The sequence below is a fragment of the Synechococcus sp. BSA11S genome, from assembly GCF_014224355.1.
Taxonomy (GTDB): Bacteria; Cyanobacteriota; Cyanobacteriia; order PCC-6307; family Cyanobiaceae; genus Regnicoccus_A.
Genome location: NZ_VNWP01000003.1, coordinates 95,242 through 117,546, shown reverse-complemented (window position 1 = coordinate 117,546; position 22,305 = coordinate 95,242). Strand labels below are relative to the sequence as shown.

Here is a 22,305-nt window from a genome sequence, read left to right as displayed (position 1 = left end):
GTAGAGAAACGAAGGAGACGTGGCTCCGGGCAACAGGGCAAGACCGCAGGTCTCAGCCCTTGGCCTCGAGCACCAGCCGGGGCTGGAGCCAGCCTTCAGCGACAGCCCTGGCCATCCCTGCCAGGTTGCCATCCGGCTTCAGCACCACCACCACCTGGCCCTCATGGAGGTCGGGGGGGCCTGCCAGGCGCCTGCCGCAGCGCCAGCCCACCAGTTCGGCTGGCTCCAGCATGAGAGTTGGGTACTGCCCCAGGGCCCGGAGGGGGGCGAGCGGTGGTGGCGGCGGTTCCGCCTCGAGATCCTCAAGGCTCACGGCTGCGCTGAGATCAAAGCCCAGGGCTTCGGTGCGACGCAGCTTGGCCAGGGCCCCACCGCAGCCGAGGGCGTCACCGAGGTCCCTGGCCAGGGACCGGATGTAGGTACCGGCGCCGCAGCGCACCTCCAGCTCCAGCAGCCCCTGGCCGGCGTCCCAGCCGAGCAGCTCCAGCCGCTCGATCGTGACCTCCCGCTCCTTCAGATCCGAGAGCTCACCCCGGCGCGCTCTGGCGTAGGCCCGCTCCCCCTGCACGTGCACCGCCGACACCTGCGGTGGCCGTTGCAGGATCGGGCCGCGGAAGGCGTTCAGGGCCGTCTCCAGGGCATGCAGGCTCAGCGGCGGCAGGGGCCGACGCTCCAGGACGCTGCCGCCCAGATCGTCGCTGTCGGTGCGCAGGCCGAGCTGGACCACCCCCCGGTACGCCTTCGTGCCGTTGAGATAGGGCAGCAGTCGGGTGGCGGATCCCAGCGCCAGGGGAAGAACGCCCGTCACGGCGGGATCGAGGGTGCCGCCATGGCCGACGCGCTTGAGGCCATAGCGGCGGCGAATCCTCGCCACGCAGTCATGGGAGGGGAGGCCCGCCGGCTTGTCGAGAATGATGAACCCGCAGGAGCCTTGGGGCTGGGGGGCGCCTGGGGCACTGCCGGGGGAGGTCATGGCAGGCACTGTTGCATCCAGGCCCCCAGCCTGCAGGCTGGGGTGAACGCCCGTTCTCCCACCCCCCCGTGACCCTGCAGCAGCGCCGTGATCTGGCCTTCCTTGTGCTGGCCGGCCTGTTTCTGGGCACCATGGGCATGCTCAACATCCTTGGCCTCACTCGCTTCCTCACCCTGGGCTCGATTGCGGGCTGGCCGATCGTGGTGGCGGTGGGGGCCCTGCCCTACCCGGTCACCTTCCTCTGCACCGACCTGATCAGTGAGATCTGGGGGGAGCGTCAGGCCAGCCAGCTGGTGTGGGTGGGGCTGTTGCTCAACGGCTGGATCGTCCTGATTCTCTGGCTGGGGGGGATCCTGCCGGGTCTCGATGGCCATGGGGGCAGGGCCGGTCTGCCGCTTGCTGCGGCGGGGGGGCGACTGCCGCTGTTCTACGAGATGCGAACACTGGCCTTCGGGGCCGTGGGGGCCTCGATGGTGGCCTATCTGGCTGCCCAGTTCACCGATGTGCGGTTGTTCCATTTCTGGAAGCGCCTCACCGCTGGCAAGGCGCTCTGGTTGCGCAACAACGGGTCCACCCTGATCAGTCAGCTGGTGGACACCACGGCCGTGGTGCTGATCAGCCACTACGCGGCCCATGTGCTGCCGATCCGGGCCGAGGAGGCGGTACTGCCCCAGCTGGGGCGTTTCATCGCCAGCGGCTACCTGTTCAAGCTGGTGGCGGCCCTGTTCGACACCCTGCCCTTCTACCTGCTGGTGGCCTGGCTGCGCCGCTGGCTGGAGGTGCCAGGTGCTGGCGCGGAGCTGGGGGATCTGGGTTGTGCCGTGGGCGATGAGCCGCTGGGGATGGGCGGGCCGTAGCGTGTCGACTGTTTCAGCAGCTCGCAGGTTTGGCTGAATCCGTGAGTCCTTTGCCCTGCTCCGTGGCCGCCAGGCTTGACGGCACCGGGGTGGGTCAGGGGGGACTTGATCTGGAGCGCTTCCTGGCCGACGGCTTTGCCCTGCGCAGGCAGCTGGCCTCCTACCTGGGGCTCAGCATCGAGCAGCTCGATGAGCGCCTGCCTCGCAGTCGCGAGGATCTGGCCTCACTCCATCCCGGTGCTGTGGGCTTCGATCCACAGCGGGTGGAAGCCTTCTATGAGCAGACGGTGGGGACCGGGCATCTGCTGGAGCTCGCGGCCTGGCACCTGGGAAGTGCCGATTACATCGCCGACACTCTGCGCCTGCAGGCCCGCTTCGCCCGCGGAACGGTGCTTGATTTCGGGGGTGGCATCGGCACCCATGCCCTGGCTGCCGCCTCGCTGCCGGGGGTGGAGCGGGTCTGGTTCGTGGATCTCAATCCCCACAACCGCGCTTTCGTGGCCGAGAGGGCCGCTGGATTCGGCCTCAGCGATCGCCTGAGCGTCTGCCGTGATCTGGAGGATCCACGACTTCCCCGCAGTTTCGACACGGTGGTCTGCCTGGATGTACTGGAACATCTCAGCGATCCCTCCGGCCAGCTGGAGCTCTTCGCCGAGAGGATGGACCGTGAGTCCACTGCCCTGCTGAACTGGTATTTCTTCCAGGGTTTCTCCGGGGAGTACCCCTTTCACTTCGATGATCCAGCCCTGGTGGAGCGCTTCTTCCGCACCCTGCAGACCAGATTCCTAGAGGCCTTCCACCCCTTCCTGATCACCACCCGGGCCTATCGGCTGTTGGGTTGAGGTCGGCTGTTGGGTTGAGGAGGGGGCAAGGCCTTCGCGGCCGTCGTTCAGCCAGCTTCGGCGACGTGGATCCGCTTGCGGGCGCGCAGGCCACGTTTGATCGACTCGAAGCTCACCACCCCCGGCACCAGGGCGAAGAGGGTGTCGTCGGAGCCGCGACCGACGTTGACACCAGGCATCACGGAGGTGCCGCGCTGGCGCACCAGGATGGAGCCGGCCGTGACGGTTTCACCGCCGTAGCGCTTGACCCCGAGCCGCTTGGAATTGGAATCGCGACCGTTGCGTGTGGAGCCTGTGCCTTTCTTGTGGGCCATGGGGTGAAGACCTGGTGGGAGGAAACAGAGGAGGGTTGAAGCGCCGCCGCTCAGGCGATCGCCTTGCCGTTGACGCTGATCGACTGGACCATCACCCGGGTGAGTTCCTGGCGGTGACCGTTCTTGCGGCGGGTTTTCTTCTTCGGGCGCATCTTGTACACCAGAATCTTGGGTCCACGGCGATGGGCCAGCACCTTCAGCTCGATCGTGGCACCGCTCACGTAGGGGTGACCCAGGTTGGTTCCCTGGCCGTCGCGCACCAGAAGCACGTTCTCCAGCGTCACGGTGTCGTCCACCTCGGCGGGGAGGCGGTCAAGGTCGTAGTAACGGTTGGGCTGGAACCAGAACTGCTGCCCTGAAGCCTCGGCGATCGCGTAGAGATCGGATGCGCCTGCCGTGGACGCTGAGGTCTCGGGTGCAGGTGCTGGGGTGGCTGTGGCTTGGCTCATGGGCTCCTGGGGCGTGGACAGGCAAGCGGTGGTTGGTGACGGTCTTCACCGCCAGCAGCTCACCACTGTTCAGGCCTGTCGCACATCCAATGCGTGGACAAGCAAAGATCATCCCCTGTTGCCTGCCGGCTCGTCAACACTAAGGTTTGTCGAACGCCGTCGTTGTCCCCTCGCCCATGACCCAGCCGGCGCTCACCGTGGCTTCGCTGATTCGCGACCAGCCGCTGCGCAAGGCCTGTGCCACCTGGTTGCCGGAGGGGCGTTATGAGGTGCTGGAACTGGGACTTCGGCAGGATCCTTCCGCCGAGCTGGAGCGATGTTGGGATCAGATCGATGCGGTCCTGCTCGAGCCTGGGGTGCTCTCGAACGAGACCTTTCAGCGGCTGCGCGCCCAGGGCATGGTTCTGCCGGCTGTGGTGGTGGGTCAGATCAGTGGTCAGATGGAGTACTTCCAGGATGAAATCCGCCTGCCTCCTGACCAGATGGAGCAGCTCAGCTACAGCCTCGATGCAGCGATCTCCCGGTGCCTGCGCCGGAGAAGCTCTCGGCCCTCCAGCGATCATCTGGCGGGCGGCGACGGCCAGGAGGAGGTCGGTGAGCAGCCAAACTGGCGGTTGCCCCATCGGCTCCAGGAGCGTCTGGGGTATCTGGGAGTATTCTACAAGCGTGATTCTTCACGCTTTCTGCGAAATCTGCCAGCGGCAGAGCGGAATGTGTTGCTGCGTTCATTACAGCGCACCTACAGAGATCTGTTGATCAGTTACTTCCGTGACCCGGCTGCGGCCAACCAGGCAATCGAAAGCTTTGTCAATACTGCTTTCTTCATTGACCTGCCAATCACAAAGACAGTTGAGATTCACGTGAATATGATCGACGACTTCTGGAAGAAACTGCAATTGGAGGGTCACAAGCAGGATTTCCTCAAGGACTATCGTCTGGCGTTGCTGGACGTCATGGCCCATCTCTGTGAAATGTATCGTCGCTCCCTCCCTCCGGAGGTGCCTTCTATGACGGCTGGTGAGGGTGATGAATCGATGGTTCCCAAAGTGATCATGGCTTCGCAGGTGCAATCATGAATCCACAAAAAACCTACATCCTCAAGCTCTATGTTGCAGGCAACACCCCCAACTCGATGCGGGCTCTCAAGACATTGCGCCAGATCCTCGAGAAGGAGTTCAAGGGTGTGTATGCCCTCAAGGTGATCGACGTGCTCAAGAATCCCAGGCTCGCGGAAGAGGATAAGATTCTTGCCACCCCCACCCTGGCCAAGATTCTGCCGCCCCCGGTTCGGCGCATCATCGGTGATCTCTCCGATCGTGAGCGGGTCTTGATCGGCCTCGATCTGCTCTATGACGAGCTCACCGATCTCCAGATTGCCGAGGAGATGATCGACGATACCGATGAGTCCTGAATTCTTTCGATGCCCCCTGTCTTTCCCCCTCCCCCCGATGGCCGGTCTTAGATTCTGTCCATAGGACCAAGGACCCATGCAGGATCACAATGCCGTTAGCCACCCCAGCATGAAGCTGCAGAAACTGCCCACGGGAGTGGAAGGCCTTGATGACATCTGTCAGGGAGGTCTTCCGATTGGGCGATCCACGCTGATCAGCGGAACCTCTGGGACGGGCAAGACAGTTTTTTCTCTTCATTTTCTCCATAACGGCATCCGTGATTTCGACGAGCCTGGAATCTTCGTAACATTTGAGGAGTCTCCGCTCGACATCATCCGAAATGCTGCCAGTTTCGGCTGGAATCTTCAGGAGCTGGTTGCCCAGGACAAGCTTTTTATCCTCGATGCATCCCCCGACCCTGACGGCCAGGACGTGGCTGGCAACTTTGATCTCTCTGGGTTGATCGAGCGAATCAATTATGCCATTCGCAAGTACAAAGCAAAGCGCGTAGCTATTGATTCCATCACCGCTGTCTTTCAGCAGTACGACGCTGTGTCAGTGGTGCGGCGGGAGATCTTTCGCCTCATCGCCAGGCTCAAAGAGATTGGTGTCACCACCGTCATGACCACCGAGAGGATTGATGAATATGGCCCGATTGCTCGCTATGGCGTTGAAGAGTTTGTGTCAGATAATGTGATTATCCTCCGCAATGTGCTGGAGGGAGAACGTCGTCGACGCACCGTGGAGATCCTGAAACTGCGGGGCACGACTCACATGAAGGGGGAATTTCCCTTCACCATGGGAGCCCACGGTGTGGCGATCTTCCCGCTCGGGGCCATGAGGCTCACTCAGCGGTCTTCAAATGTGCGCCTCAGCTCTGGCGTGCCCAGGCTGGATACGATGTGTGGTGGTGGTTTCTTCAAGGATTCCATCATCCTCGCCACCGGCGCCACCGGCACCGGTAAAACCCTGCTGGTAAGCAAATTCGTGGAAGATGCTTACAACAACAAGGAGCGTGCAATTCTGTTTGCCTATGAGGAGTCGCGCGCGCAGCTCCTGCGCAATGCCACCAGCTGGGGGATCGATTTCGAGAAAATGGAGCAGGATGGCCTGCTCAAGATCATCTGCGCTTACCCCGAATCAACCGGACTGGAAGATCATCTTCAGATCATCAAGACGGAGATTGCCAGATTCAAGCCAGCACGGATGGCAATCGATTCGCTCTCGGCACTCTCGAGAGGTGTCAGCCACAACGCCTTCCGGCAATTCGTGATCGGCGTCACCGGCTATGCCAAGCAGGAAGAGATCGCTGGATTCTTCACAAATACATCAGAGGAGTTCATGGGGAGTCACTCCATCACCGATTCCCATATCTCCACGATCACAGATACCATCCTGCTGCTTCAGTACGTGGAAATCCGTGGTGAGATGGCCCGCGCCATCAATGTGTTCAAGATGCGTGGCTCCTGGCACGACAAAGGCATCCGCGAGTTCGTGATCACCAGTCAAGGTCCGGAAATCAAGGATTCCTTCTCCAATTTTGAGCGCATCATCAGTGGCGTTCCCCATCGCGTCACCACAGACGAACGGGTGGAGCTCTCCCGGATTGCCCGTGGCATCGATGGTGAGGAGCCCTTTTAGATCTGGTCTAACAACATCGTCAGACCTCCGCCAGTTTCGGTTCCCCCAGCCGGGCCTGATGGGAGCGCCTCTCCCCTTCCACCAGCAATTCATCGCTGTCCGCCTGCTCCAGGGGGAGATCGAACCAGAAGGTGGTGCCCACCCCTGGCTCACTGGCCATCTGAATCGCGGTGCCGTGCTTCTCGAGGATGCCCCGCACGATCGAGAGCCCAAGACCCGTGCCCACTTCGGTATGCACGGCGTTCTCCACCCGGTAGAAGCGCTCGAAAATCCGTTGTTGATCCTCCCTGGAGATGCCTGCGCCCGAATCGGCGATCTCCACCCGAAGCCTCGGCAGGGGTGAACTGAGCTCGCAGCTGGGGACCCCATGGGCCGGCAGGTTGGCAGGATCGAGGTGACAGGAATCGGGCCAGGGGTAGGCCCTCAGCATCAGCCGGCCACCGGCCGGGGTGAATTTGAGCCCATTGCCCACGAGGTTGTCGAGCACCTGCAGCAGCAGGTCCCAGTTGCCGCGCACCGAGGGCAGCTGAGCATCCATCTCCAGCACCAGCTGTACGCCTTTCTCCTCGGCATTGAGGCGGTAGTTGCGCAGGGTCTGCTCCATGGCCGGACGGATTTCCATCGGCTCGAGGGTCCAGGTGCGATCGGATTCGAGCCTCGAGAGATCGAGCACGTCGTTCACGAGCCGGGTGAGGCGGTCGGTCTCGGCGTTGGCGATCGCCAGGAATTCCTGGGTTTCTTCCTCGCTCAGCTGATCACGCAGATCATGCAGCGTTTCGACGTAGCTCTTGATGTTGAACAGGGGCGTGCGCAATTCATGGGACACATTGCTGATGAAGCGGCTCTGGGCGGCATTGAGTTCCACTTCCCGGGTGAGATCCTGAACGGTCATGGCGATGCCCTTCAGGCTTTCCCCCGAAGCATCCTTGACTGTCTGCAACACGATGCGCAGGGTTCGTGGCGGCTCCCCGAAGCTGCTGCGCACGTCGGCACTGTCCCTCTCCCCATTCACCAGGGCATCGAGAGGCCCCTGAAGCTCCATGGCCAGCACATCAGGCAGTTCACTGCCCAGGTCCTGGCCTTCGAGGTTGCGGCCCTCCCAGCGAAACAGGCGCCGTGCCGTGGGATTGACCAGCACGATCCGCCCCTCTCCATCGAGCAGGGCTGCGCCATCGGCCATCGTGGCGATCAGGCTCTGTTGTTTCACCTGGGCGGCCGTGAGCTCCTCGATGTTGGCGGCGTCGTAGACCTCCAGCTGGGAGGCCATGTCGTTGAAGCCATTCAGCAATTCACCCAGTTCCCCGCCCACGGGCAGGGCGATGCGGGCTTCGAAATCACCCCCGGCGATCGCCCGCACACCTCGCAGCAATTCCTTCACCGGGCGGGTGATCGTGAGGGCATTGAAGACCGCCCCGAGGATCACCAGCACCCAGATCGAGATGAACACCGCCACGGTCACCTCGCGGGTGAGGGCCGCGCTGGCGAGCACCGCTTCGTTCGGGTTGATGCCGAGGGCCAGCACCCCGAGGTAGCGCCCCTCGCTCACCATCGGCACGAAGACATCAGTCACCTGGCCATCGGGACTGAGGTGCTGCCGGATCAGCGGGTTCTGGGGCCGGCGCTGGAGCTCCGCCGGCAGTTCCAGGCGGCGTCTGAGCAGCAGTTCGCTGCCGCCGTTGGTGGAGCTGATCGGAATCCCGAGGTAGATCACCCCTTCGGGATCGGCAAAGAAGATGTAGCGGAGGCTTCGGCTGGAACGCCAGAAGCGTTCGGCCACCGCCGCCAGCTCCCGGTCATTCCCCTCCGCCACCAGCGGGGTCACATTCGCTGAGAGCAACAGACCCAGATCCCGGGCGAAACGGGTGTCGCTCATGCGTGCATCCATCTGGATGCCATTGAGCGCAAAGAAGGTGATGCCGGTCATCATCAGGCTCACCACGAGGGTGGCCACAGCCAGCAACTTGGTCTGGAGGCTGAATTCCGCCCACCAGAGGCTGAGTTGCTCCCACCAGCTCAGGGGCAACGGCGTGCCGCCCGCGCAGTCGGGGCTGGGGGTGGAGGAAGGCAAGGCGTCGCTCACGCCCGGGACCGGAGGTGTCCTGGCACCCTAGGTGCGCCGGACCTGGTGACCGATGTCGCGGCGGAAGGTGATGCCTTCGTAACGCACCTGAGCAAGGCCGTCGTAGGCGCTGGCGAAGGCCGCATCGAAATTCCCGGCCTGGGCGACCACCGCCAGCACCCGGCCTCCGGCTGTCACGCAGGCACCGGACTCTTCCTGCCGGCTGCCGGCATGGAAGAGCTGCCGCCCGGGGATGGCCACCTGCCCGGTGTGGATCGCATCCCCCCGGCGCACATCCCCGGGATAGCCTGCGGCCGCTGCCACCACACAGGCGCTGCAACCCGGCGCGATCGAGAGGGTCGGTGCTTCATCCAGCGCCCCGCGGGCGCAGGCCAGCAGCACCGCGGCCAGCTCCCCGCCCAGCAGAGGCATCAGGGTCTGGCATTCGGGATCCCCGAAGCGGCAGTTGAATTCGATCACCCGGATGCCGTCCTCACTGAGCATCAGCCCCGCGTAGATCACGCCCCGGTAGTCGATGCCCCGCCGGCGCAGGGCGTTGAGGGTGGGTTCGAGCACCTGCGCTCGAACCTGCTCGAGGGCCGCGGCATCGAGCAGGGGGGCCGGGGCGTAAGCCCCCATGCCGCCGGTGTTGGGGCCGGTGTCACCTTCTCCGATCCGTTTGTGATCCTGGGCCGGTGGCAGGAGCACCATCGCCCGGCCATCGCTGAGGGCGAACACCGACACCTCAGGGCCGCTCAGCCGCTCCTCGAGCACAAGGCTCTGGCCGGCCTCACCGAATCGTCCCGCGAAGATCTGCTCGATCGCGGCGCGGGTCTCCTCGACGCTCTCGGCCACGGTGACCCCCTTCCCTGCCGCCAGGCCATCGGCCTTGACCACCAGGGGCCTTCCCTCCCGCTCCAGCACTGCCAGGGCTTCCTCGCGGCTGGAGGCCGCCCAGTAGCCGGCGGTGGGTACACCCGCCTCCAGCATCAGGGCCTTGGCCCACTGTTTGCTGGCCTCCAGCTGCGCCCCGTCGGCTCCTGGTCCGAACACGGCGATCCCACCCGCCCGCAGGGTGTCGGCCAGGCCGTCGGCGAGCGGCCCTTCCGGCCCGACCACCACCAGGGTCACCCCCAGATCGAGGGTCGCCTGGAGCAGGCCCTCCTGGTCGGCGTCGTGGATGGCCAGGGCCTCGCAGCCCTCCAGCTGGGCGGTTCCGCCATTGCCTGGAGCCACCCAGACCCGCTCCACCCCCGGGCAACGGGCCAGGGCCCAGGCCAGGGCGTTCTCCCGGCCGCCGGAGCCCACCACCAGCAGTCGCTGCACGCCGGGCTCGCGGGTGGAAGGGGGACTGGACTGGACCGGATCTGTCATGGGGCCGCAGCGGCAGAGGTGGTGGATCGGTTCCCTTAGGTTGACCCCCGGTGGACCGCCAGCCGTGTCGTTCCTTCTTTACATGCCTGCGGTTCCCGGTGCACCGCTCAATCGCCGTGTCCAGGCCATCCCGCGGGCACGGCTGGCGGGCCTGCTCACACTGCTCCTGCTCAGCTGCAGCCTCCCCGGCCGCAGCCTGGCCCAGCCCCTGCCGGATCCACTCCCGCTCCCCCAGAGCGGCCCCCCGGGTCCCCCAGTGCTGTCCTTGCCCATGGACGAGCAGGCCTTCCTCGCGGCCCTGGCCTCCGATCAGCTGCCGGTGCTGGCGGAGGCCTGTCAGGACGCCGCCCGCTTCGATCTGCCCGGGCGGCTCCGTCAACTCAAGGACCGGCTGGTCGCTCTGCGGCCTGCCCCCCAGCCCCTGCCAGTGGTCCTCTCCAATGCCAATGCCCTGATCACTTGCCTGGCGCCGGAGGCTGCCCTCTCTGTGCTCGACCGCTACGGGCCCGGCCCCGGGCTGGAGCGTCAGCAATGGCTGACCCTGCAGTGGCGGGCGGCGGATGCCGGCCTGAATCACCGCCGAGCCGCCGAGGCCCTGCGACGGCTCGGCCGCGGGGAGCGCAGCTCTCTGGAGGCCGTGGCCCTGCCGGTGCGGCTGCGTGACGACGGCAACCTGGACACCCGTTCGGCCCTTGACGTGCTCGCTTCCCATCTCGCGGCCATGGGCCGCCGGCGGGAAGCGGCAGACGTGTTGCTGGCCGGTCGCCTGCCTGGTCAGGTGGCGGCCGAGCGCCTCAAGCGGGCCGTGGCGCTGCTCAGCGACCTTCCCCTGGCCCAGCGCAATGCTCTCCTCGAGATGGCCCTGGATCAGGCCGCCGCGGGCGGGGCCTGGGGCCTGGCGGCCCAGTTGCTGGATGACCAGCAGGCCCTGCAGCGGCTCGAGGGTGGCGATCCGGATCCGGCCCGGCAACGCCGTCTGCGGCTCAGCCGCCGCATCGATGACGCTTACGCCGAGTGGCTGCTGCGGCGCGATGATCCCTCCCAGGCGGAGCGGAACCAGGTGCTGGAGCAGCGCCTGCGCTCCCCGCGTGAGCCGGGCGGCCATGCTGCCGGGGAGGGGCCCGAATCGTTGCCGATGGAGCCTGCCGCACCCTCTCCCGCCGTCCCTGCAAACTCCGCCGAGCCCACCACCCCATGACGTCCTATCAGCTGGGTCCGCTCCTGTACGAAGGCAAGGCCAAGCGGATCTTCCAGACCGACCAGCCCGACCTGGTGGCGGTGGAGTTCAAGGACGACGCCACCGCCTTCAACGCCCTGAAGAAGGCCGAACTGAAGGGCAAGGGCGCCCTCAACTGCAGGATCTCCGCCCTGCTGTTCGAGCATCTTCAGCGCGCGGGTGTGCCCACCCACTACCTGGGGGTGCAGGGCCACCACTGGATGCTGGTGCGCCCGGTGCGGGTGATCCCGATCGAGGTGGTGATCCGCAACGTGGCGGCGGGATCGTTGTGCAGGCAGATGCCGATCGCCGCCGGCACACCGCTCGATCCACCGCTCCTCGACCTCTATTACAAGGACGACGCCTATGGAGACCCCCTGCTGAGCGAGGCACGGCTGGAGCGGCTGTCCCTGGTGAACGGCGAACAGCGCCGGGAGCTGGAAGTGCTGGCCCGCCGGGTGAACACGGTGCTGCTGGATTTGTTCAGCGGTCTCGGTCTGCAGCTGGTCGACTTCAAGCTTGAGCTGGGCTTCACGGCCGACGGGGCTCTGGTGGTGGCCGATGAAATCAGCCCCGACACCTGCCGTCTCTGGGACCTCGACGTGGTCGATGCCCAGGAGAGGATTCTCGACAAGGACCGATTCCGCCAGGATCTCGGCGGGGTGATCGAAGCCTATGGGGAGGTCCTCAAACGGGTCCAAGGGGTGATCCACGGCCCCAGCCTCTACGGGTAAGGTCACGGCAATTTGCGGCGCCGCCGCTTTGACTCGGAGAACCATGGGTGTCATCCCCAACGCCCGCACCACTGCTGCCATCTCCGAAGCGATGCCGAGGCCTCTGTCGCTGGCCCTTGGCCTGCCCATGCTGGGTCTGCTGGCGCTGCTGACTCCCCAGGCCGCAGCCGCCCGGAGCGAACCGGCTGCCGAAGTGGCCCAGGCGGCCGAAACCGCTCCCTCCGCACCGGATCAGACCCCGACGGAGCCTGAACCTGCTGCGCCGGAGACAACCTCACCGGAAGCCGTCACACCGGAGACCACAGCTCCAACCCCCGAGGAGGCGGCCACTGAGGATGAGGACCCTGCGACCCCTCGACCCGAGGTTCTGGAGACTGACCAGGCCCCTGCCGAGGAGCCCGCCACCCCACTCCCCAGCGGCCCACCAGGCTCGATCAGCCCTGGAAGCCTCGCTCCTGAGAAGTCCGACGAACCGCGGGTCCTGGTCAGTGAGGTGGTGATTCAGGGGCTGGAAGGGCACCCCGAGCGGGAGCGCCTGGAGCTCGCCGCCTATGACGCCATGGTGGTCAGGCCCGGCAGCCGGGTCACCCGCAGCGAGCTGCAGACCGACCTCTCCGCCATCTACGCCACCGGCTGGTTCTCGGATGTGCGCATCCAGCCGGTGGACGGCCCCCTTGGTGTGCAGGTGGTGGTGATCACCACCCCCAATCCGGTGCTGGAGAAGGTCGAGTTCGACGCCGAAGAGATCAAGCTGCCACCAACGGTGCTGGCGGACACCTTCGCCGCTGATTTCGGCAGGACCCTCAACCTCAACACCCTGCAATCCCGGATGCAGGACCTGCAGAAGTGGTATGCCGATCAGGGCTATTCCCTGGCGCGGGTCACCGGTCCCAACCGGGTGAGTCCGGATGGCACGGTGCTGCTCACGGTGCGGGAAGGCACTGTCGAGGGGGTGGAGGTTCAGTTCCTCAACAAGGAAGGTTCGGCCACCAACGAGGACGGGGAGCCGATCCGGGGCAAGACCAAACCCTGGGTGGTCAGCCGTGAGATCTCGATCAAGCCCGGCGAGACCTTCAACCGCCGCAACCTCGAGGACGACATCAAGCGCCTCTACGCCACCGGCCTCTTCGGTGACATCAAGGTGACCCTGCGGCCCGTACCGGCCAAACCCGGCGAGGTGGTGATCGTGCTCGGCATCGTCGAGCAGTCGTCCGGCTCCCTCTCCGGCGGCCTCGGCTACAGCCAGAGCCAGGGTGTGTTCGGTCAGATCCAGCTCCAGGACAGCAATCTTCTGGGCCGGGCCTGGGATCTCGGCCTCAACTTCACCTATGGCCAGTTCGGTGGCCTCGCCGACATCTCCTTCACCGATCCCTGGATCAAGGGCGATGCCTACCGCACCGCCTTCCGTGCCCGCCTGTTCCTGAGCCGCGACGTTCCCCAGATCTTCCAGAGCCAGGACAACGGCAACATCAACACGGTGTCCGACTTCTACGAAGCCCCCGGCACCCCCGTGGCCTTCAACATCAACAACAGCAACAACCCCGAGAGCAGAACCTTCCGCTCGGTCTCAGAAGCCGAGTCTCAGTCTCCGAACAACAGCTGGTTCGATTACGAAGGCAACTCCGTCGCCATCCAGCGCGCTGGCGGCAACATCCAGTTCGTGCGGCCCCTCAACGGCGGCAATCCCTTCAAGCGCGCGCTCTGGACCGCGGTCCTCGGCGTCACCGCCCAGGAGGTCACGCCGATGAACTTCGCCGGCTCCAGCCGGCCCTTCGGCGCCAGCACCAACGACTTCAATGGCGCGGAAGCCCCGATCGACGATGTGATCTGCATCGCCTTCAACTGCGCCCGCACCAACCAGTTGCTTGCATTGCGGCTGGCGGCCACCCGCAACAGCCTCGACGATCCCCGCAACCCCACCTCCGGATCCTTCCTCAGCGTCGGCACTGAGCAGTACGTCTCCGTCGGCCCCGATTCCCCCACCTTCAACCGCCTGCGGGCCAGCTACAGCTATTTCATTCCCGTCAACTGGCTGAAGTTCTACAAGGGCTGCCGTCCCAAGCCCGGTGAGACCCCCGACTGCAAGCAGACCCTGGCCTTCCAGTTCTCGGCGGGCACCAACATCGGTGACCTGCCGCCTTACGAGGCCTTCTGTCTGGGGGGGTCCAACTCCGTGCGCGGCTACGCCGACTGCGACCTGGGGGTGGGACGCAGCTTCGGGGAAGCCACGATCGAATACCGCTTCCCGCTGTTCAGCATCGTCAGTGGTGAGCTGTTCGTCGATGGGGGCACGGCGTTCGGAACCCAGTCGGCAGTGCCCGGAAATCCGGGAACCCTGCTCGACAAGCCCGGCAGCGGCTTCTCCGTGGGAACCGGTCTGATCGTGACGACTCCGGTCGGCCCTCTGCGCCTCGAGGTCGCCAGCGAGGGTTTCACCGGTGACTGGCGCTTCAACCTCGGAGTGGGCTGGAAGTTCTAGTGACCCACTGGCCTGAGGATTACAGCCGGGCCTGGACCCTGGCAACGGCGGTGGAGCGCTCGGGCGTGGGTCTGCACAGCGGAAGCCCCTGCCGCGTGCGGCTGCAGCCTTCCGAGAGCCCCGGTTACCGGGTGGGCTGGCTCGATGCGCCTGAGCTGACGCCGGTGCTGCTCCACCCCTCCCAGGTGAGTGATACCCGGCTGTGCACGGCCCTGCGCCTCGACCAGCGCCGCCTCGCCACGGTGGAGCACCTGCTGGCGGCCCTGGTGGGAACGGGCCTCTCCCACCTGGAGCTGATGGTGGAGGGGGAGGAAGTCCCCCTCCTGGATGGTTCCGCGCTGCCCTGGGTGGAGGCGATCGCTGAAGCCGGCCTGTGGTCTCTCGGCCAGCGGGAGTCTCTCCAGCCCCTGAACGCTCCGATCACCCTGCAGCAGGGCCAGAGCTTCGCCACCGCCCTGCCCAGCGAGAGGCCCAGGATCGGGGCCGCGATCGAGTTTCCCCAGGGTGCGATCGGCCGGCAGCTCTACTCACTGGAGCTCACTCCAGCAGCCTTCGTGGAGCAGATCGCACCGGCTCGCACCTTCGGCTTCCGCGAGCAGATCGAGCAGCTCCAGGCCGCCGGTCTGATTCGGGGTGGCGACCTTGAGAATGCCCTGGTCTGTGATGGGGATCACTGGCTGAATCCGCCCCTGCGTTTCCCCGAGGAACCGGTGCGCCATAAGCTCTTGGACCTGCTGGGGGATCTGGCGCTGGTGGGCTTGCCCCAGGCCCAGGTCTTCGCCTTCCGTGGATCCCACGGGCTGCACACTGCCCTGGCGGCGGCCCTGGCCGCTCCGTCCCGCTCGACCTGAAGCCCGTTGTCCGTTTCTCCCGCTGGCACCCCCCTGCTCACGTCCGAGCAGATCCTCAACCTGCTGCCCCATCGCTATCCCTTCGCCCTGGTCGACCGGGTGATCGAGTACGAGCAGGGAAAGCGGGCGGTCGCCCTCAAGAACGTCACGCTCAACGAGCCCCAGTTCCAGGGGCATTTCCCCGGACGTCCCCTGATGCCCGGTGTGCTGATCGTGGAGGCCATGGCCCAGGTGGGCGGTCTGATCGTCACCCAGATGCCGGAGCTGCCCAAGGGGCTGTTCGTGTTTGCCGGCATCGATGGGGTGCGCTTCCGCCGGCCGGTGGTCCCCGGTGATCAGTTGCTCATCAGCTGCGAATTGCTGAGTCTGAAACGCAAGCGTTTCGGCAAAGTGAGGGCTGAAGCCACCGTCGAGGGCGACCTGGTGTGTTCCGGGGAGCTGATGTTCTCCCTGGTTGACTGAGGCGATGACCAGCACTGCCGTGGAAACCACGATTCACCCCACCGCGGTGGTCGACAGCCGGGCCGAGCTGGCCCAGGGAGTCCAGATCGGCCCTTTCGCGGTGATCGGCCCCGACGTGCGGATCGGCCCCGGCTGCCAGATCGGTCCCCACGTGGTGATCGATGGCCGGGTCACGATGGGGTCCGGGAACCGGATCTTTCCAGGGGCCTGCATCGGCCTCGAACCCCAGGATCTCAAATACGGAGGCGCCCCCACCGAGGTGGTGCTGGGGGACGACAACACGATCCGCGAATGCGTCACCATCAACCGCGCCACCGCCGATGGGGAGCAGACCCGCCTGGGGAGCGGCAACCTGCTGATGGCTTACAGCCATGTGGGGCACAACTGCCACCTCAGCAACCGCATCGTGGTGGCCAACAGCGTGGCGATCGCCGGCCATGTGGTGATCGGCGACCGGGCTGTGATCGGCGGGGTGCTCGGCATCCACCAGTTCGTGCACATCGGACAGCTGGCGATGGTCGGCGGCATGAGCCGCATCGACCGCGACGTGCCCCCCTTCGCGATCGTGGAGGGCCATCCCGGTCGTCTGCGCGGTCTCAACCGGATCGGGCTCAAGCGCAACGGTCTGGCTGACCGAGAGGGCGGTGCCGAGATGAAGCAGCTCCTGGCGGTGTGGAATCGGCTCTACCGCAGCCAGGAGGTGCTGGCGGAGGCGCTGGCTCACATCCGCGCCGAAACACTCCTGCCTGCCTCCGAAGAACTCTGCAGCTTTCTCGAGGCCTCGATCGCCCCAGGGCGCCGGGGCCCGCTTCCCCACCAGCGCTGATGGTGCGTCTGCTGATCAGCACCGGTGAGGTGTCCGGCGATCTTCAGGGTGGCCTGCTGATCCAGGCCCTCCATGCGGAAGCCAGGCGGCGCGGCCTGCATCTGCAGATCGATTGCCTCGGTGGAGAACGGATGCGCAGCGCCGGCTCCCATCTGCTGGCCAACACCGCCCCGATGGGTGCGGTCGGTCTGTGGGAAGCGCTGCCTCTGGTGCTGCCCACCCTGCGCCTGCAGCGGCGGGTGGGCACCTGGCTCTCCCGCTTCCCTCCCGACGGCGTGGTGCTGATCGACTACATGGGGGCGAACGTGAGCCTGGGCCGCCGCATTCGCCGCCGCTTCCCCGGGATCCCGATCACCTACTACATCGCTCCCCAGGAATGGGCCTTTCGGCTGGGGGAGGGTGGAACGACCCGTCTGATCGGCTTCACCGACCGCATCCTGGCGATCTTCCCGGAAGAAGCCAGGTTCTACGCCTCCCGCGGGGCAAGGGTCACCTGGGTCGGCCATCCCCTGATCGACACCCTCGGATCCCTGCCCTCACGGGAGCAGGCCCGCCTGGAGCTGGGACTGACCCCATCCCAGCAGCTGCTGTTGCTGCTGCCCGCCTCCCGCCCCCAGGAGATGCGCTACATGATGCCCACCCTGGTGGCGGCCGCGGCCAAGCTGCAGCGGCGCCGGCCGGGGCTGCGGGTGATGGTGCCGGCTGGTCTGGCCAGCTTCGAGGCCCCCCTGGCGGAGCAACTGGAGATGGCAGGTGTGGAGGCCACGGTGATCCCTGCGGATCGCTCCGATGCCATCAAGCCGGTCCTTTGCGCCGCCGCTGATCTGGCTCTGACCAAATCGGGAACAGCGAACCTGGAGCTGGCCCTCCGTGGGGTTCCCCAGGTGGTGGGCTACCGCCTCAGCCGCGTCACCGCCTTCGTGGCCCAGCGACTGCTGGGCTTCAACGTGCCCCACATCTCTCCGGTGAACCTGGTGCTGGGTGAGCGGCTGGTGCCGGAGCTGCTCCAGGACGACCTGACTCCCGAGGGGATCGAAGCCATGGCGCTGCCCCTGCTGGAGCAGAGTCCTGAGCGCGACCGGATGCTGGCGGGTTACGACAGGTTGCGCGGCCTGCTCGGTGAGCCTGGTGTGACCACCCGAGCCGCCTGTGAGATCCTCGATCAGATGGCGGGGGCGCAGGCGTGAACCAGGCTGATGGGCGCCAGGGCGGCCTCAGGTCCCCGGACCGGCGATCCAGACCCAGGCGTGAGTCCCCCTTGCAGGGGTTGTCGATGGGGCTGCTGACCTCTCTGCTGCTGGCCCTGCTGCTGCTTCCTGCGGCACCGGCGCAGGCTGCCCTGGAGGAGGCCGTTCTCGCCGGTGGTTGCTTCTGGTGCCTCGAGCACGATCTGGAAACCCTCCCGGGGGTGGTGGAGGCGATCAGCGGCTTCAGCGGAGGCAGCGTCAGCAACCCCACCTACCGCCAGGTGACCGCTGGAGGAACCGGCCACATCGAGAGCGTGCGGGTTCGTTTCGACTCCGCTCGGATCAGCCTCTCCACACTCCTTCGGGCGTACTGGCGGAATGTGGACCCCCTCGATGGAGGGGGCCAGTTCTGCGATCGAGGTGACTCGTACCGTCCCGTGATCTTCACCCGCGGGACGTCTCAGCGGGATCAGGCCAAGGCCAGTCTGACCTCGGCCGCCAGGGAGCTGGGGATCACTCCCCGGGCGATCAAGGTTGAACTGCGGGATCTCAAGGCGTTCTGGCCCGCCGAGGCCTATCACCAGAACTATGCGGAGCGCAACAAGGTCCAGTACAACTACTACCGTTGGTCCTGTGGCCGCGACCGCAGGCTCGATCGGGTCTGGGGGGAGAGGGCCCGGAAATCACTGCCGTGGCTGGGCGGGCCGGTCAAGTGAAGACAGCCGCCCAGCAGGGGGGGGGCTCCGGCCCTTTCCAGATCCGCAAAATCCGCCTACTCTAAATCGATGCGGAGTTTGGGACGTGTGGGTTGTATGTATCTGCTGACGATCCGGGACGGACTGGTCACACGTCACATCGGTCCCTATGCCAGTCCCAAGCAGGCCGTCGACGATCTCGACCGCCTGCTGGCCTCATTCGGTGAGCGGGCCCGCTGGCAGATCCATGAACTGGAGGAGCCCGCCATGTTGCTGGAGAACCCAGGGCTGGCCAAAGATCGGGATGATCGCTCCTTGGCGTCGAGCCCCGTCGCCGCCTGAGGTGGCTCAGCTGGGAGTGCCGGCCCCTTGGCGCCCACCTCGGGGATAGCCCCGAAGCAGGCCGCTTTCCACCATCAGTCCCACCCCGGCGGTCACGCAGATCAGCCCGAGAGTTCCGTACCAGAACCAGGGTCCCGGCGCGGCCACCTGCTGGCTCAGCGCGGCCAGCTGAAGTGTGCGGCGGGTGATGGCCTCTCCGACCAGGCAGATGCCCAGCGGCAGGAGCAGGACCCCCAGCTGAGCGCGGATGTACCAGCGGATCTTCTGCGCAGCCATGGCGTCGGGGTCCGGCGTCAGCGGAGCCAACCCTAAGCCGCGCCCCCTCGGCTCACCCAGTCCACCAGGGTGCGCACGCCGAACCCGGTGGCGCCCGCTGGATCCAGGCCCCGCCCCTTGTCACTCCAGACCGTGCCAGCGATGTCCAGGTGGGCCCAGGCCAGACCGGCCGGCACGAAGTCCTGCAGGAAAAGTGCGGCGGTGATGGCGCCGCCCGGACGGGGACCGGTGTTCTTCATGTCGGCCACCGGGCTCTTGAGTCCTTTCTTGTAGGAGGCCTGCAACGGCATGCGCCAGAAGGCCTCCCCACGGCTGTGGCCGGCCTCCAGCAACGCCTCCGCCAGTGTGTCGCTGGGGGACCACAATCCGGCGATCTCTTCGCCCAGGGCGATCACGCAGGCCCCGGTGAGGGTGGCCAGATCCACCACGGCATCGGGCTCGAGCCTGGCGGCATAGACGAGGGCGTCGGCCAGGGTGAGGCGGCCCTCGGCGTCGGTGTTGTTGACCTCGATCGTCTTGCCGTTGGAGGCGGTGAGGATGTCGCCGGGGTGAATCGCCTCTCCGCTGATCATGTTTTCGCAGGCGGCCACGATCACATGGACCTCCACGCCGGCCGGCCTCAGTTCAGCAATGGCCCTGGCGGCCCCCAGCACCGCTGCGCTGCCTCCCATGTCGTACTTCATCATCTCGATCTGCGAGCCGCCGGTCTTGAGGTTGTAGCCGCCGGAATCGAAGGTGAGTCCCTTGCCGATCAGCACCAGCCGGCGGCTGGCGCCAGCCGCAGGGCGGTAGGTGAGGTGAATGAATTTGGGGGGCAGGCTCGAGCCACGGGACACCCCCAGGTAAGCGCCCATGCCCAGGGCTTCGCAGTCGGCACGCTCCAGCACCTTCAGCTCCAGGCCGAAGTCCCGGGAGATCGCCGTGGCGGTGTCGGCCAGGGCCTGGGGGGTGACCACGTTCGGTGGGGCCGCCACCAGCTGCCGTGCCAGCTCCACGCCCGCGCAGGTGGCGCCAACCCCCTCGAGACCGGCGGCGGCCCCATCGGCCAGCCCCAGCAGGTGCACGGCCAGGGGGATGGGTTTGGGGTCGGTCTCACTGCGGAAGCGCTCGTCGACGTAGAGGCTGAGACGCACGGCCTCCGCCATGGCCCGTGCCGCGGAGCGGGGCTCGAGCCCCTCTGTGGGCAGAACCAGGCCAAGTTCCGGGCCTGGGCCCGCGGCTCTGGCGATGGCGGCCACACCACGGCGGAGGGCCTCGAGATCAAAGCGGCCCGGTTCCCCCAGCCCCACCAGCACGAGCTGCAGGGGGCTGGGCCGGAGCAGGGTGAGGCTGATGCACTCTCCCGGTTTTCCTTTGAAGGACCGGCGCTCCAGCAACGCCTGCAATCCTGGCCCGAAGCGGGCCTCGAGGGCTTCGAGACGTTCCCCCGCCTCGCCCTCGAACAGACCGACACCGAGGGTGTCGCCGCTCCAGTCGCTCAGCGGGGTGGTGGGGCAGCTGAACTCCATGGGGTGTGGCGGTCATCGGGTCGCGATCGTAGCGACGCCGCTCAGACGGGATCACTGGTGAAGGGGGTGCTCCAGCGCTGACGGGTCTCCTTGTTGAAGGGCGGCTGCCAGCGGCGGATCAGGGCCTGCTCCAGGGCCCGCCTGGGGCGCACCCGGGCGGGGACGTCACAGCAGAAGCGGATGCTGCAGCGGGTCTCCAGGCCTGCTCGGCCCATGGCCTCGCCGTAGGCCGCCAGGTAGGCCTTGCAGTCGTGCTCGCCTTTCCAGCGCCGATCTGCCTGGCCGGTTTCTCCCACATACAGCAGCAGAGGGCTGCGCAACTGCTGTGGCCGGTCCATCACCAGGTACAGGGCGGGGCCCTGCTGGGGGGACTCGGGCCAGCGCCAGAACTGCAGATTCTGGGCCTCAAAGGCCAGGGGATCGAAGCAGGCGGCAAGTGTCTGGGGATCCTCGCCGCTTCCGCAGGGGTCAGCGCTGAAGAGGCTGCCCTGTAGAAGTTCGCTGGCGTTGCGCTCGAACAGGGGGCCCTGGAAGTCCGCCAGGTGCTGCTGCCAGTTGAGCAGGTGCTCGCGCAGCAGGGGCGGCGACGCTGGCTGAGGGCTGCTCGCCCCATGGAGAGCGCCACTCCGGAACAGCTCCTGCTGGCGTCCGCTGGCCATGCTCAACGGGATGACGCCGGCCTGGGCGGCCTCGGCAACTCCGGTCCGCTGGGGCCCTGCCCGAAGCTGACCCGCCCGATCAGGGCCTCGACAAGATCCGCAGGCAGGTCCAGCCGGTCCTGGAGATCGGCCAGGTCGCGGAAGGGGAGGCGGCTGCGCTCCTGCAGCAGGTGCCGCAGGCGGGCCTCCTCCAGGGGCAGCTGGGCCCTGAGCTGCTCGGCTGTGCAGCGGTTCAGATCAAGCGGTGCCGGGCGTGCCTTCGGGGCATCGCCATACCAGCGGAACACCAGCAAGGGCTGCCAGCGGCGGATCACCGCTTCGTCGAGATCGAGCAGCTGCTGGAGATCCTCCGGTCCGCTCAGCTGCACACCGCGGCTCTGCAGCCGCAGCAGCAGATCCACCTGGCTGGGGCTGCAGCCCGGCAGGCGCAGCCAGTCGGCGGCGGTGGCGCGGTTCACATCCAGCCGCCAGCCCAGGGCCGCGGCGTGGCGCACCTCCTCGGCGCTGCGCAGCCTCAGGCCAGGATTCTGTGCCAGCTTCAGAGCCAGCAGATCCCGCTCGACGCTCTCGTCGCCGGCCTTGGAGGACTCCGGGAGTTCGGCCCCGCGCTGCCTGGGTTCGCGCCGGATCTGACCCGTGGCCTCCAGCAGGCTGCGGGCGAGGGGATCCAACCAGTGCCCCTTGGCCATGGCGGTACCCCAGCTCCGCGCAACTGGGGCGAAGTTAGCGGCAGCAGGGCCGGGGTTACGCCAATCCGTACTGGCCTCCGGCCATGGAGGCCCCCAGAATCGACTCCATTGCCTCATGCCTGGCACGCCCCATGGCCTTCTTCGAATCCGAGATCGTTCAGGACGAAGCCAAACGCCTGTTCACCGATTACCAGCAGATGACTCAGCTGGGGGGCGACTACGGCAAGTTCGACCGGGAAGGCAAGAAGCTGTTCATCGAGCAGATGGAAGGACTGATGAATCGCTACCAGGTGTTCATGAAGCGCTTCGAGCTCTCCGAGGATTTCCAGGCGAAGCTCACCGTGGAGCAGCTGCGCACCCAGCTGGGGCAGTTCGGCATGACCCCCGAGCAGATGTTCACCCAGATGCACCAGACCCTGGAGCGCATGAAGGGCGAACTCGAGGCCAGCGCCTGAGCCCGCAGGCCTCTGCCTACGATCCG

At 66.2% G+C, this 22,305-nt stretch carries 24 protein-coding genes; 15 read left to right on the top strand and 9 right to left on the bottom strand.

Annotated features, from left to right (window positions below):
• Window positions 1–52: 52 nt before the first annotated feature.
• Window positions 53–973 carry a tRNA pseudouridine(55) synthase TruB gene (gene truB, locus FPZ61_RS03825; protein ID WP_185474748.1) on the bottom strand — a complete coding sequence of 307 codons (921 nt, stop codon included), beginning with the start codon at window positions 971–973 and terminating at the stop codon, window positions 53–55.
• Window positions 974–1,041: 68 nt separating this feature from the next.
• On the opposite strand from truB, the gene FPZ61_RS03820 reads away from it, so the two are divergent.
• Together FPZ61_RS03820 and FPZ61_RS03815 are read left to right on the top strand one after the other, a co-directional pair.
• Window positions 1,042–1,830 (top strand): queuosine precursor transporter, encoded by a 789-nt coding sequence (locus FPZ61_RS03820; protein WP_185465038.1) that lies wholly within the window; start codon window positions 1,042–1,044, stop codon window positions 1,828–1,830.
• A gap of 50 nt (window positions 1,831–1,880) precedes the next feature.
• The gene (locus FPZ61_RS03815; protein WP_221629772.1) at window positions 1,881–2,672 is read left to right on the top strand and encodes a cyclopropane-fatty-acyl-phospholipid synthase family protein; all 792 of its coding nucleotides are present in this window, start codon (window positions 1,881–1,883) and stop codon (window positions 2,670–2,672) included.
• 47 nt (window positions 2,673–2,719) lie between these two features.
• Here the strand turns inward: FPZ61_RS03815 and rpmA are convergent, their stop codons facing one another.
• Window positions 2,720–2,986 (bottom strand): 50S ribosomal protein L27, encoded by a 267-nt coding sequence (rpmA, locus tag FPZ61_RS03810; RefSeq protein WP_185465037.1) that lies wholly within the window; start codon window positions 2,984–2,986, stop codon window positions 2,720–2,722.
• A 50-nt stretch (window positions 2,987–3,036) separates the two neighbouring features.
• Window positions 3,037–3,435 carry a 50S ribosomal protein L21 gene (gene rplU, locus FPZ61_RS03805; protein ID WP_185465036.1) on the bottom strand — a complete coding sequence of 133 codons (399 nt, stop codon included), beginning with the start codon at window positions 3,433–3,435 and terminating at the stop codon, window positions 3,037–3,039.
• Between the two features lie 176 nt (window positions 3,436–3,611).
• Between rplU and FPZ61_RS03800 the strand changes: the two genes are divergently transcribed.
• The 3 genes from FPZ61_RS03800 to kaiC all read left to right on the top strand — a co-directional run bounded on the left by FPZ61_RS03800 (window position 3,612) and on the right by kaiC (window position 6,467).
• Window positions 3,612–4,511: a circadian clock protein KaiA gene (locus FPZ61_RS03800; RefSeq protein WP_185465035.1), complete on the top strand. Its 900-nt coding sequence runs from the start codon at window positions 3,612–3,614 to the stop codon at window positions 4,509–4,511.
• Window positions 4,508–4,846, top strand: coding sequence for a circadian clock protein KaiB (gene kaiB / locus FPZ61_RS03795; RefSeq protein WP_185465034.1), 339 nt, complete (start codon window positions 4,508–4,510; stop codon window positions 4,844–4,846). Before FPZ61_RS03800 ends, kaiB begins: the two co-directional genes overlap by 4 nt.
• 76 nt (window positions 4,847–4,922) lie before the next feature.
• Entirely contained in the window at window positions 4,923–6,467 is a 1,545-nt protein-coding gene (gene kaiC, locus FPZ61_RS03790; RefSeq protein ID WP_255441339.1) for a circadian clock protein KaiC, read from the top strand.
• A 19-nt stretch (window positions 6,468–6,486) separates the two neighbouring features.
• On the opposite strand, the gene FPZ61_RS03785 is transcribed toward kaiC, so the two are convergent.
• The gene (locus tag FPZ61_RS03785; RefSeq protein ID WP_185465157.1) at window positions 6,487–8,490 is read right to left on the bottom strand and encodes an ATP-binding protein; all 2,004 of its coding nucleotides are present in this window, start codon (window positions 8,488–8,490) and stop codon (window positions 6,487–6,489) included.
• 84 nt (window positions 8,491–8,574) lie between these two features.
• Window positions 8,575–9,900 carry a phosphoribosylamine--glycine ligase gene (purD, locus tag FPZ61_RS03780; RefSeq protein WP_185465033.1) on the bottom strand — a complete coding sequence of 442 codons (1,326 nt, stop codon included), beginning with the start codon at window positions 9,898–9,900 and terminating at the stop codon, window positions 8,575–8,577.
• A 64-nt stretch (window positions 9,901–9,964) separates the two neighbouring features.
• Here purD and FPZ61_RS03775 point away from each other — a divergent pair, with 64 nt between their 5' ends.
• From FPZ61_RS03775 to FPZ61_RS03735, 9 genes are all read left to right on the top strand, one after another.
• A complete protein-coding gene (locus FPZ61_RS03775) occupies window positions 9,965–11,098 on the top strand; it encodes a hypothetical protein (protein ID WP_370594265.1) in 1,134 nt (377 codons plus the stop codon).
• Window positions 11,095–11,850, top strand: coding sequence for a phosphoribosylaminoimidazolesuccinocarboxamide synthase (gene purC, locus FPZ61_RS03770; protein ID WP_185465032.1), 756 nt, complete (start codon window positions 11,095–11,097; stop codon window positions 11,848–11,850). The genes FPZ61_RS03775 and purC overlap by 4 nt, the downstream gene beginning before the upstream one ends.
• Window positions 11,851–11,893: 43 nt before the next feature.
• Window positions 11,894–14,329, top strand: coding sequence for a BamA/TamA family outer membrane protein (locus FPZ61_RS03765; RefSeq protein ID WP_185465031.1), 2,436 nt, complete (start codon window positions 11,894–11,896; stop codon window positions 14,327–14,329).
• Entirely contained in the window at window positions 14,329–15,180 is an 852-nt protein-coding gene (lpxC, locus tag FPZ61_RS03760; protein ID WP_185465030.1) for a UDP-3-O-acyl-N-acetylglucosamine deacetylase, read from the top strand. Before FPZ61_RS03765 ends, lpxC begins: the two co-directional genes overlap by 1 nt.
• Window positions 15,181–15,186: 6 nt before the next feature.
• Window positions 15,187–15,642 (top strand): 3-hydroxyacyl-ACP dehydratase FabZ, encoded by a 456-nt coding sequence (fabZ, locus tag FPZ61_RS03755; protein WP_255441338.1) that lies wholly within the window; start codon window positions 15,187–15,189, stop codon window positions 15,640–15,642.
• 4 nt (window positions 15,643–15,646) lie between these two features.
• A complete protein-coding gene (gene lpxA / locus FPZ61_RS03750; RefSeq protein ID WP_185465029.1) occupies window positions 15,647–16,468 on the top strand; it encodes an acyl-ACP--UDP-N-acetylglucosamine O-acyltransferase in 822 nt (273 codons plus the stop codon).
• Entirely contained in the window at window positions 16,468–17,655 is a 1,188-nt protein-coding gene (gene lpxB, locus FPZ61_RS03745; RefSeq protein WP_185465028.1) for a lipid-A-disaccharide synthase, read from the top strand. Before lpxA ends, lpxB begins: the two co-directional genes overlap by 1 nt.
• 86 nt (window positions 17,656–17,741) lie before the next feature.
• Window positions 17,742–18,371: a peptide-methionine (S)-S-oxide reductase MsrA gene (gene msrA, locus FPZ61_RS03740; protein ID WP_185465027.1), complete on the top strand. Its 630-nt coding sequence runs from the start codon at window positions 17,742–17,744 to the stop codon at window positions 18,369–18,371.
• A gap of 96 nt (window positions 18,372–18,467) precedes the next feature.
• Entirely contained in the window at window positions 18,468–18,692 is a 225-nt protein-coding gene (locus FPZ61_RS03735) for a hypothetical protein (protein WP_185465026.1), read from the top strand.
• A gap of 6 nt (window positions 18,693–18,698) precedes the next feature.
• On the opposite strand, the gene FPZ61_RS03730 is transcribed toward FPZ61_RS03735, so the two are convergent.
• The 4 genes from FPZ61_RS03730 to FPZ61_RS03715 are packed head-to-tail and all read right to left on the bottom strand — an operon-like array spanning window position 18,699 to window position 21,824.
• A complete protein-coding gene (locus FPZ61_RS03730) occupies window positions 18,699–18,968 on the bottom strand; it encodes a hypothetical protein (RefSeq protein ID WP_185465025.1) in 270 nt (89 codons plus the stop codon).
• A 32-nt stretch (window positions 18,969–19,000) separates the two neighbouring features.
• Complete coding sequence (locus tag FPZ61_RS03725; protein WP_185465024.1) at window positions 19,001–20,476, bottom strand: leucyl aminopeptidase; 1,476 nt, start codon at window positions 20,474–20,476, stop codon at window positions 19,001–19,003.
• Between the two features lie 41 nt (window positions 20,477–20,517).
• On the bottom strand, window positions 20,518–21,135 hold the full coding sequence (locus FPZ61_RS03720) for a GIY-YIG nuclease family protein (protein ID WP_185465023.1): 618 nt from the start codon (window positions 21,133–21,135) through the stop codon (window positions 20,518–20,520).
• 2 nt (window positions 21,136–21,137) lie between these two features.
• Window positions 21,138–21,824, bottom strand: a complete 687-nt coding sequence (locus FPZ61_RS03715) for a hypothetical protein (RefSeq protein WP_185465022.1) — start codon at window positions 21,822–21,824, stop codon at window positions 21,138–21,140.
• 131 nt (window positions 21,825–21,955) lie between these two features.
• Here FPZ61_RS03715 and FPZ61_RS03710 point away from each other — a divergent pair, with 131 nt between their 5' ends.
• Window positions 21,956–22,279 (top strand): DUF1825 family protein, encoded by a 324-nt coding sequence (locus FPZ61_RS03710; RefSeq protein ID WP_185465021.1) that lies wholly within the window; start codon window positions 21,956–21,958, stop codon window positions 22,277–22,279.
• Window positions 22,280–22,305 lie beyond the last annotated feature (26 nt).

What these genes read in the sequence shown, in the direction of transcription:
- FPZ61_RS03735 (WP_185465026.1), top strand. Translation starts at nt 18,468, where the DNA reads ATGTATCTGCTGACGATCCGGGACGGACTGGTCACACGTCACATCGGT.
- kaiB (WP_185465034.1), top strand. Translation starts at nt 4,508, where the DNA reads ATGAATCCACAAAAAACCTACATCCTCAAGCTCTATGTTGCAGGCAAC.
- lpxB (WP_185465028.1), top strand. Translation starts at nt 16,468, where the DNA reads ATGGTGCGTCTGCTGATCAGCACCGGTGAGGTGTCCGGCGATCTTCAG.
- FPZ61_RS03715 (WP_185465022.1), bottom strand. Translation starts at nt 21,824, where the DNA reads ATGGCCAAGGGGCACTGGTTGGATCCCCTCGCCCGCAGCCTGCTGGAG.
- lpxA (WP_185465029.1), top strand. Translation starts at nt 15,647, where the DNA reads ATGACCAGCACTGCCGTGGAAACCACGATTCACCCCACCGCGGTGGTC.
- purD (WP_185465033.1), bottom strand. Translation starts at nt 9,900, where the DNA reads ATGACAGATCCGGTCCAGTCCAGTCCCCCTTCCACCCGCGAGCCCGGC.
- rpmA (WP_185465037.1), bottom strand. Translation starts at nt 2,986, where the DNA reads ATGGCCCACAAGAAAGGCACAGGCTCCACACGCAACGGTCGCGATTCC.
- FPZ61_RS03710 (WP_185465021.1), top strand. Translation starts at nt 21,956, where the DNA reads ATGGCCTTCTTCGAATCCGAGATCGTTCAGGACGAAGCCAAACGCCTG.
- kaiC (WP_255441339.1), top strand. Translation starts at nt 4,923, where the DNA reads ATGCAGGATCACAATGCCGTTAGCCACCCCAGCATGAAGCTGCAGAAA.
- FPZ61_RS03730 (WP_185465025.1), bottom strand. Translation starts at nt 18,968, where the DNA reads ATGGCTGCGCAGAAGATCCGCTGGTACATCCGCGCTCAGCTGGGGGTC.
- FPZ61_RS03720 (WP_185465023.1), bottom strand. Translation starts at nt 21,135, where the DNA reads ATGGCCAGCGGACGCCAGCAGGAGCTGTTCCGGAGTGGCGCTCTCCAT.
- msrA (WP_185465027.1), top strand. Translation starts at nt 17,742, where the DNA reads ATGGGGCTGCTGACCTCTCTGCTGCTGGCCCTGCTGCTGCTTCCTGCG.
- FPZ61_RS03725 (WP_185465024.1), bottom strand. Translation starts at nt 20,476, where the DNA reads ATGGAGTTCAGCTGCCCCACCACCCCGCTGAGCGACTGGAGCGGCGAC.
- FPZ61_RS03765 (WP_185465031.1), top strand. Translation starts at nt 11,894, where the DNA reads ATGGGTGTCATCCCCAACGCCCGCACCACTGCTGCCATCTCCGAAGCG.
- purC (WP_185465032.1), top strand. Translation starts at nt 11,095, where the DNA reads ATGACGTCCTATCAGCTGGGTCCGCTCCTGTACGAAGGCAAGGCCAAG.
- rplU (WP_185465036.1), bottom strand. Translation starts at nt 3,435, where the DNA reads ATGAGCCAAGCCACAGCCACCCCAGCACCTGCACCCGAGACCTCAGCG.
- truB (WP_185474748.1), bottom strand. Translation starts at nt 973, where the DNA reads ATGACCTCCCCCGGCAGTGCCCCAGGCGCCCCCCAGCCCCAAGGCTCC.
- FPZ61_RS03800 (WP_185465035.1), top strand. Translation starts at nt 3,612, where the DNA reads ATGACCCAGCCGGCGCTCACCGTGGCTTCGCTGATTCGCGACCAGCCG.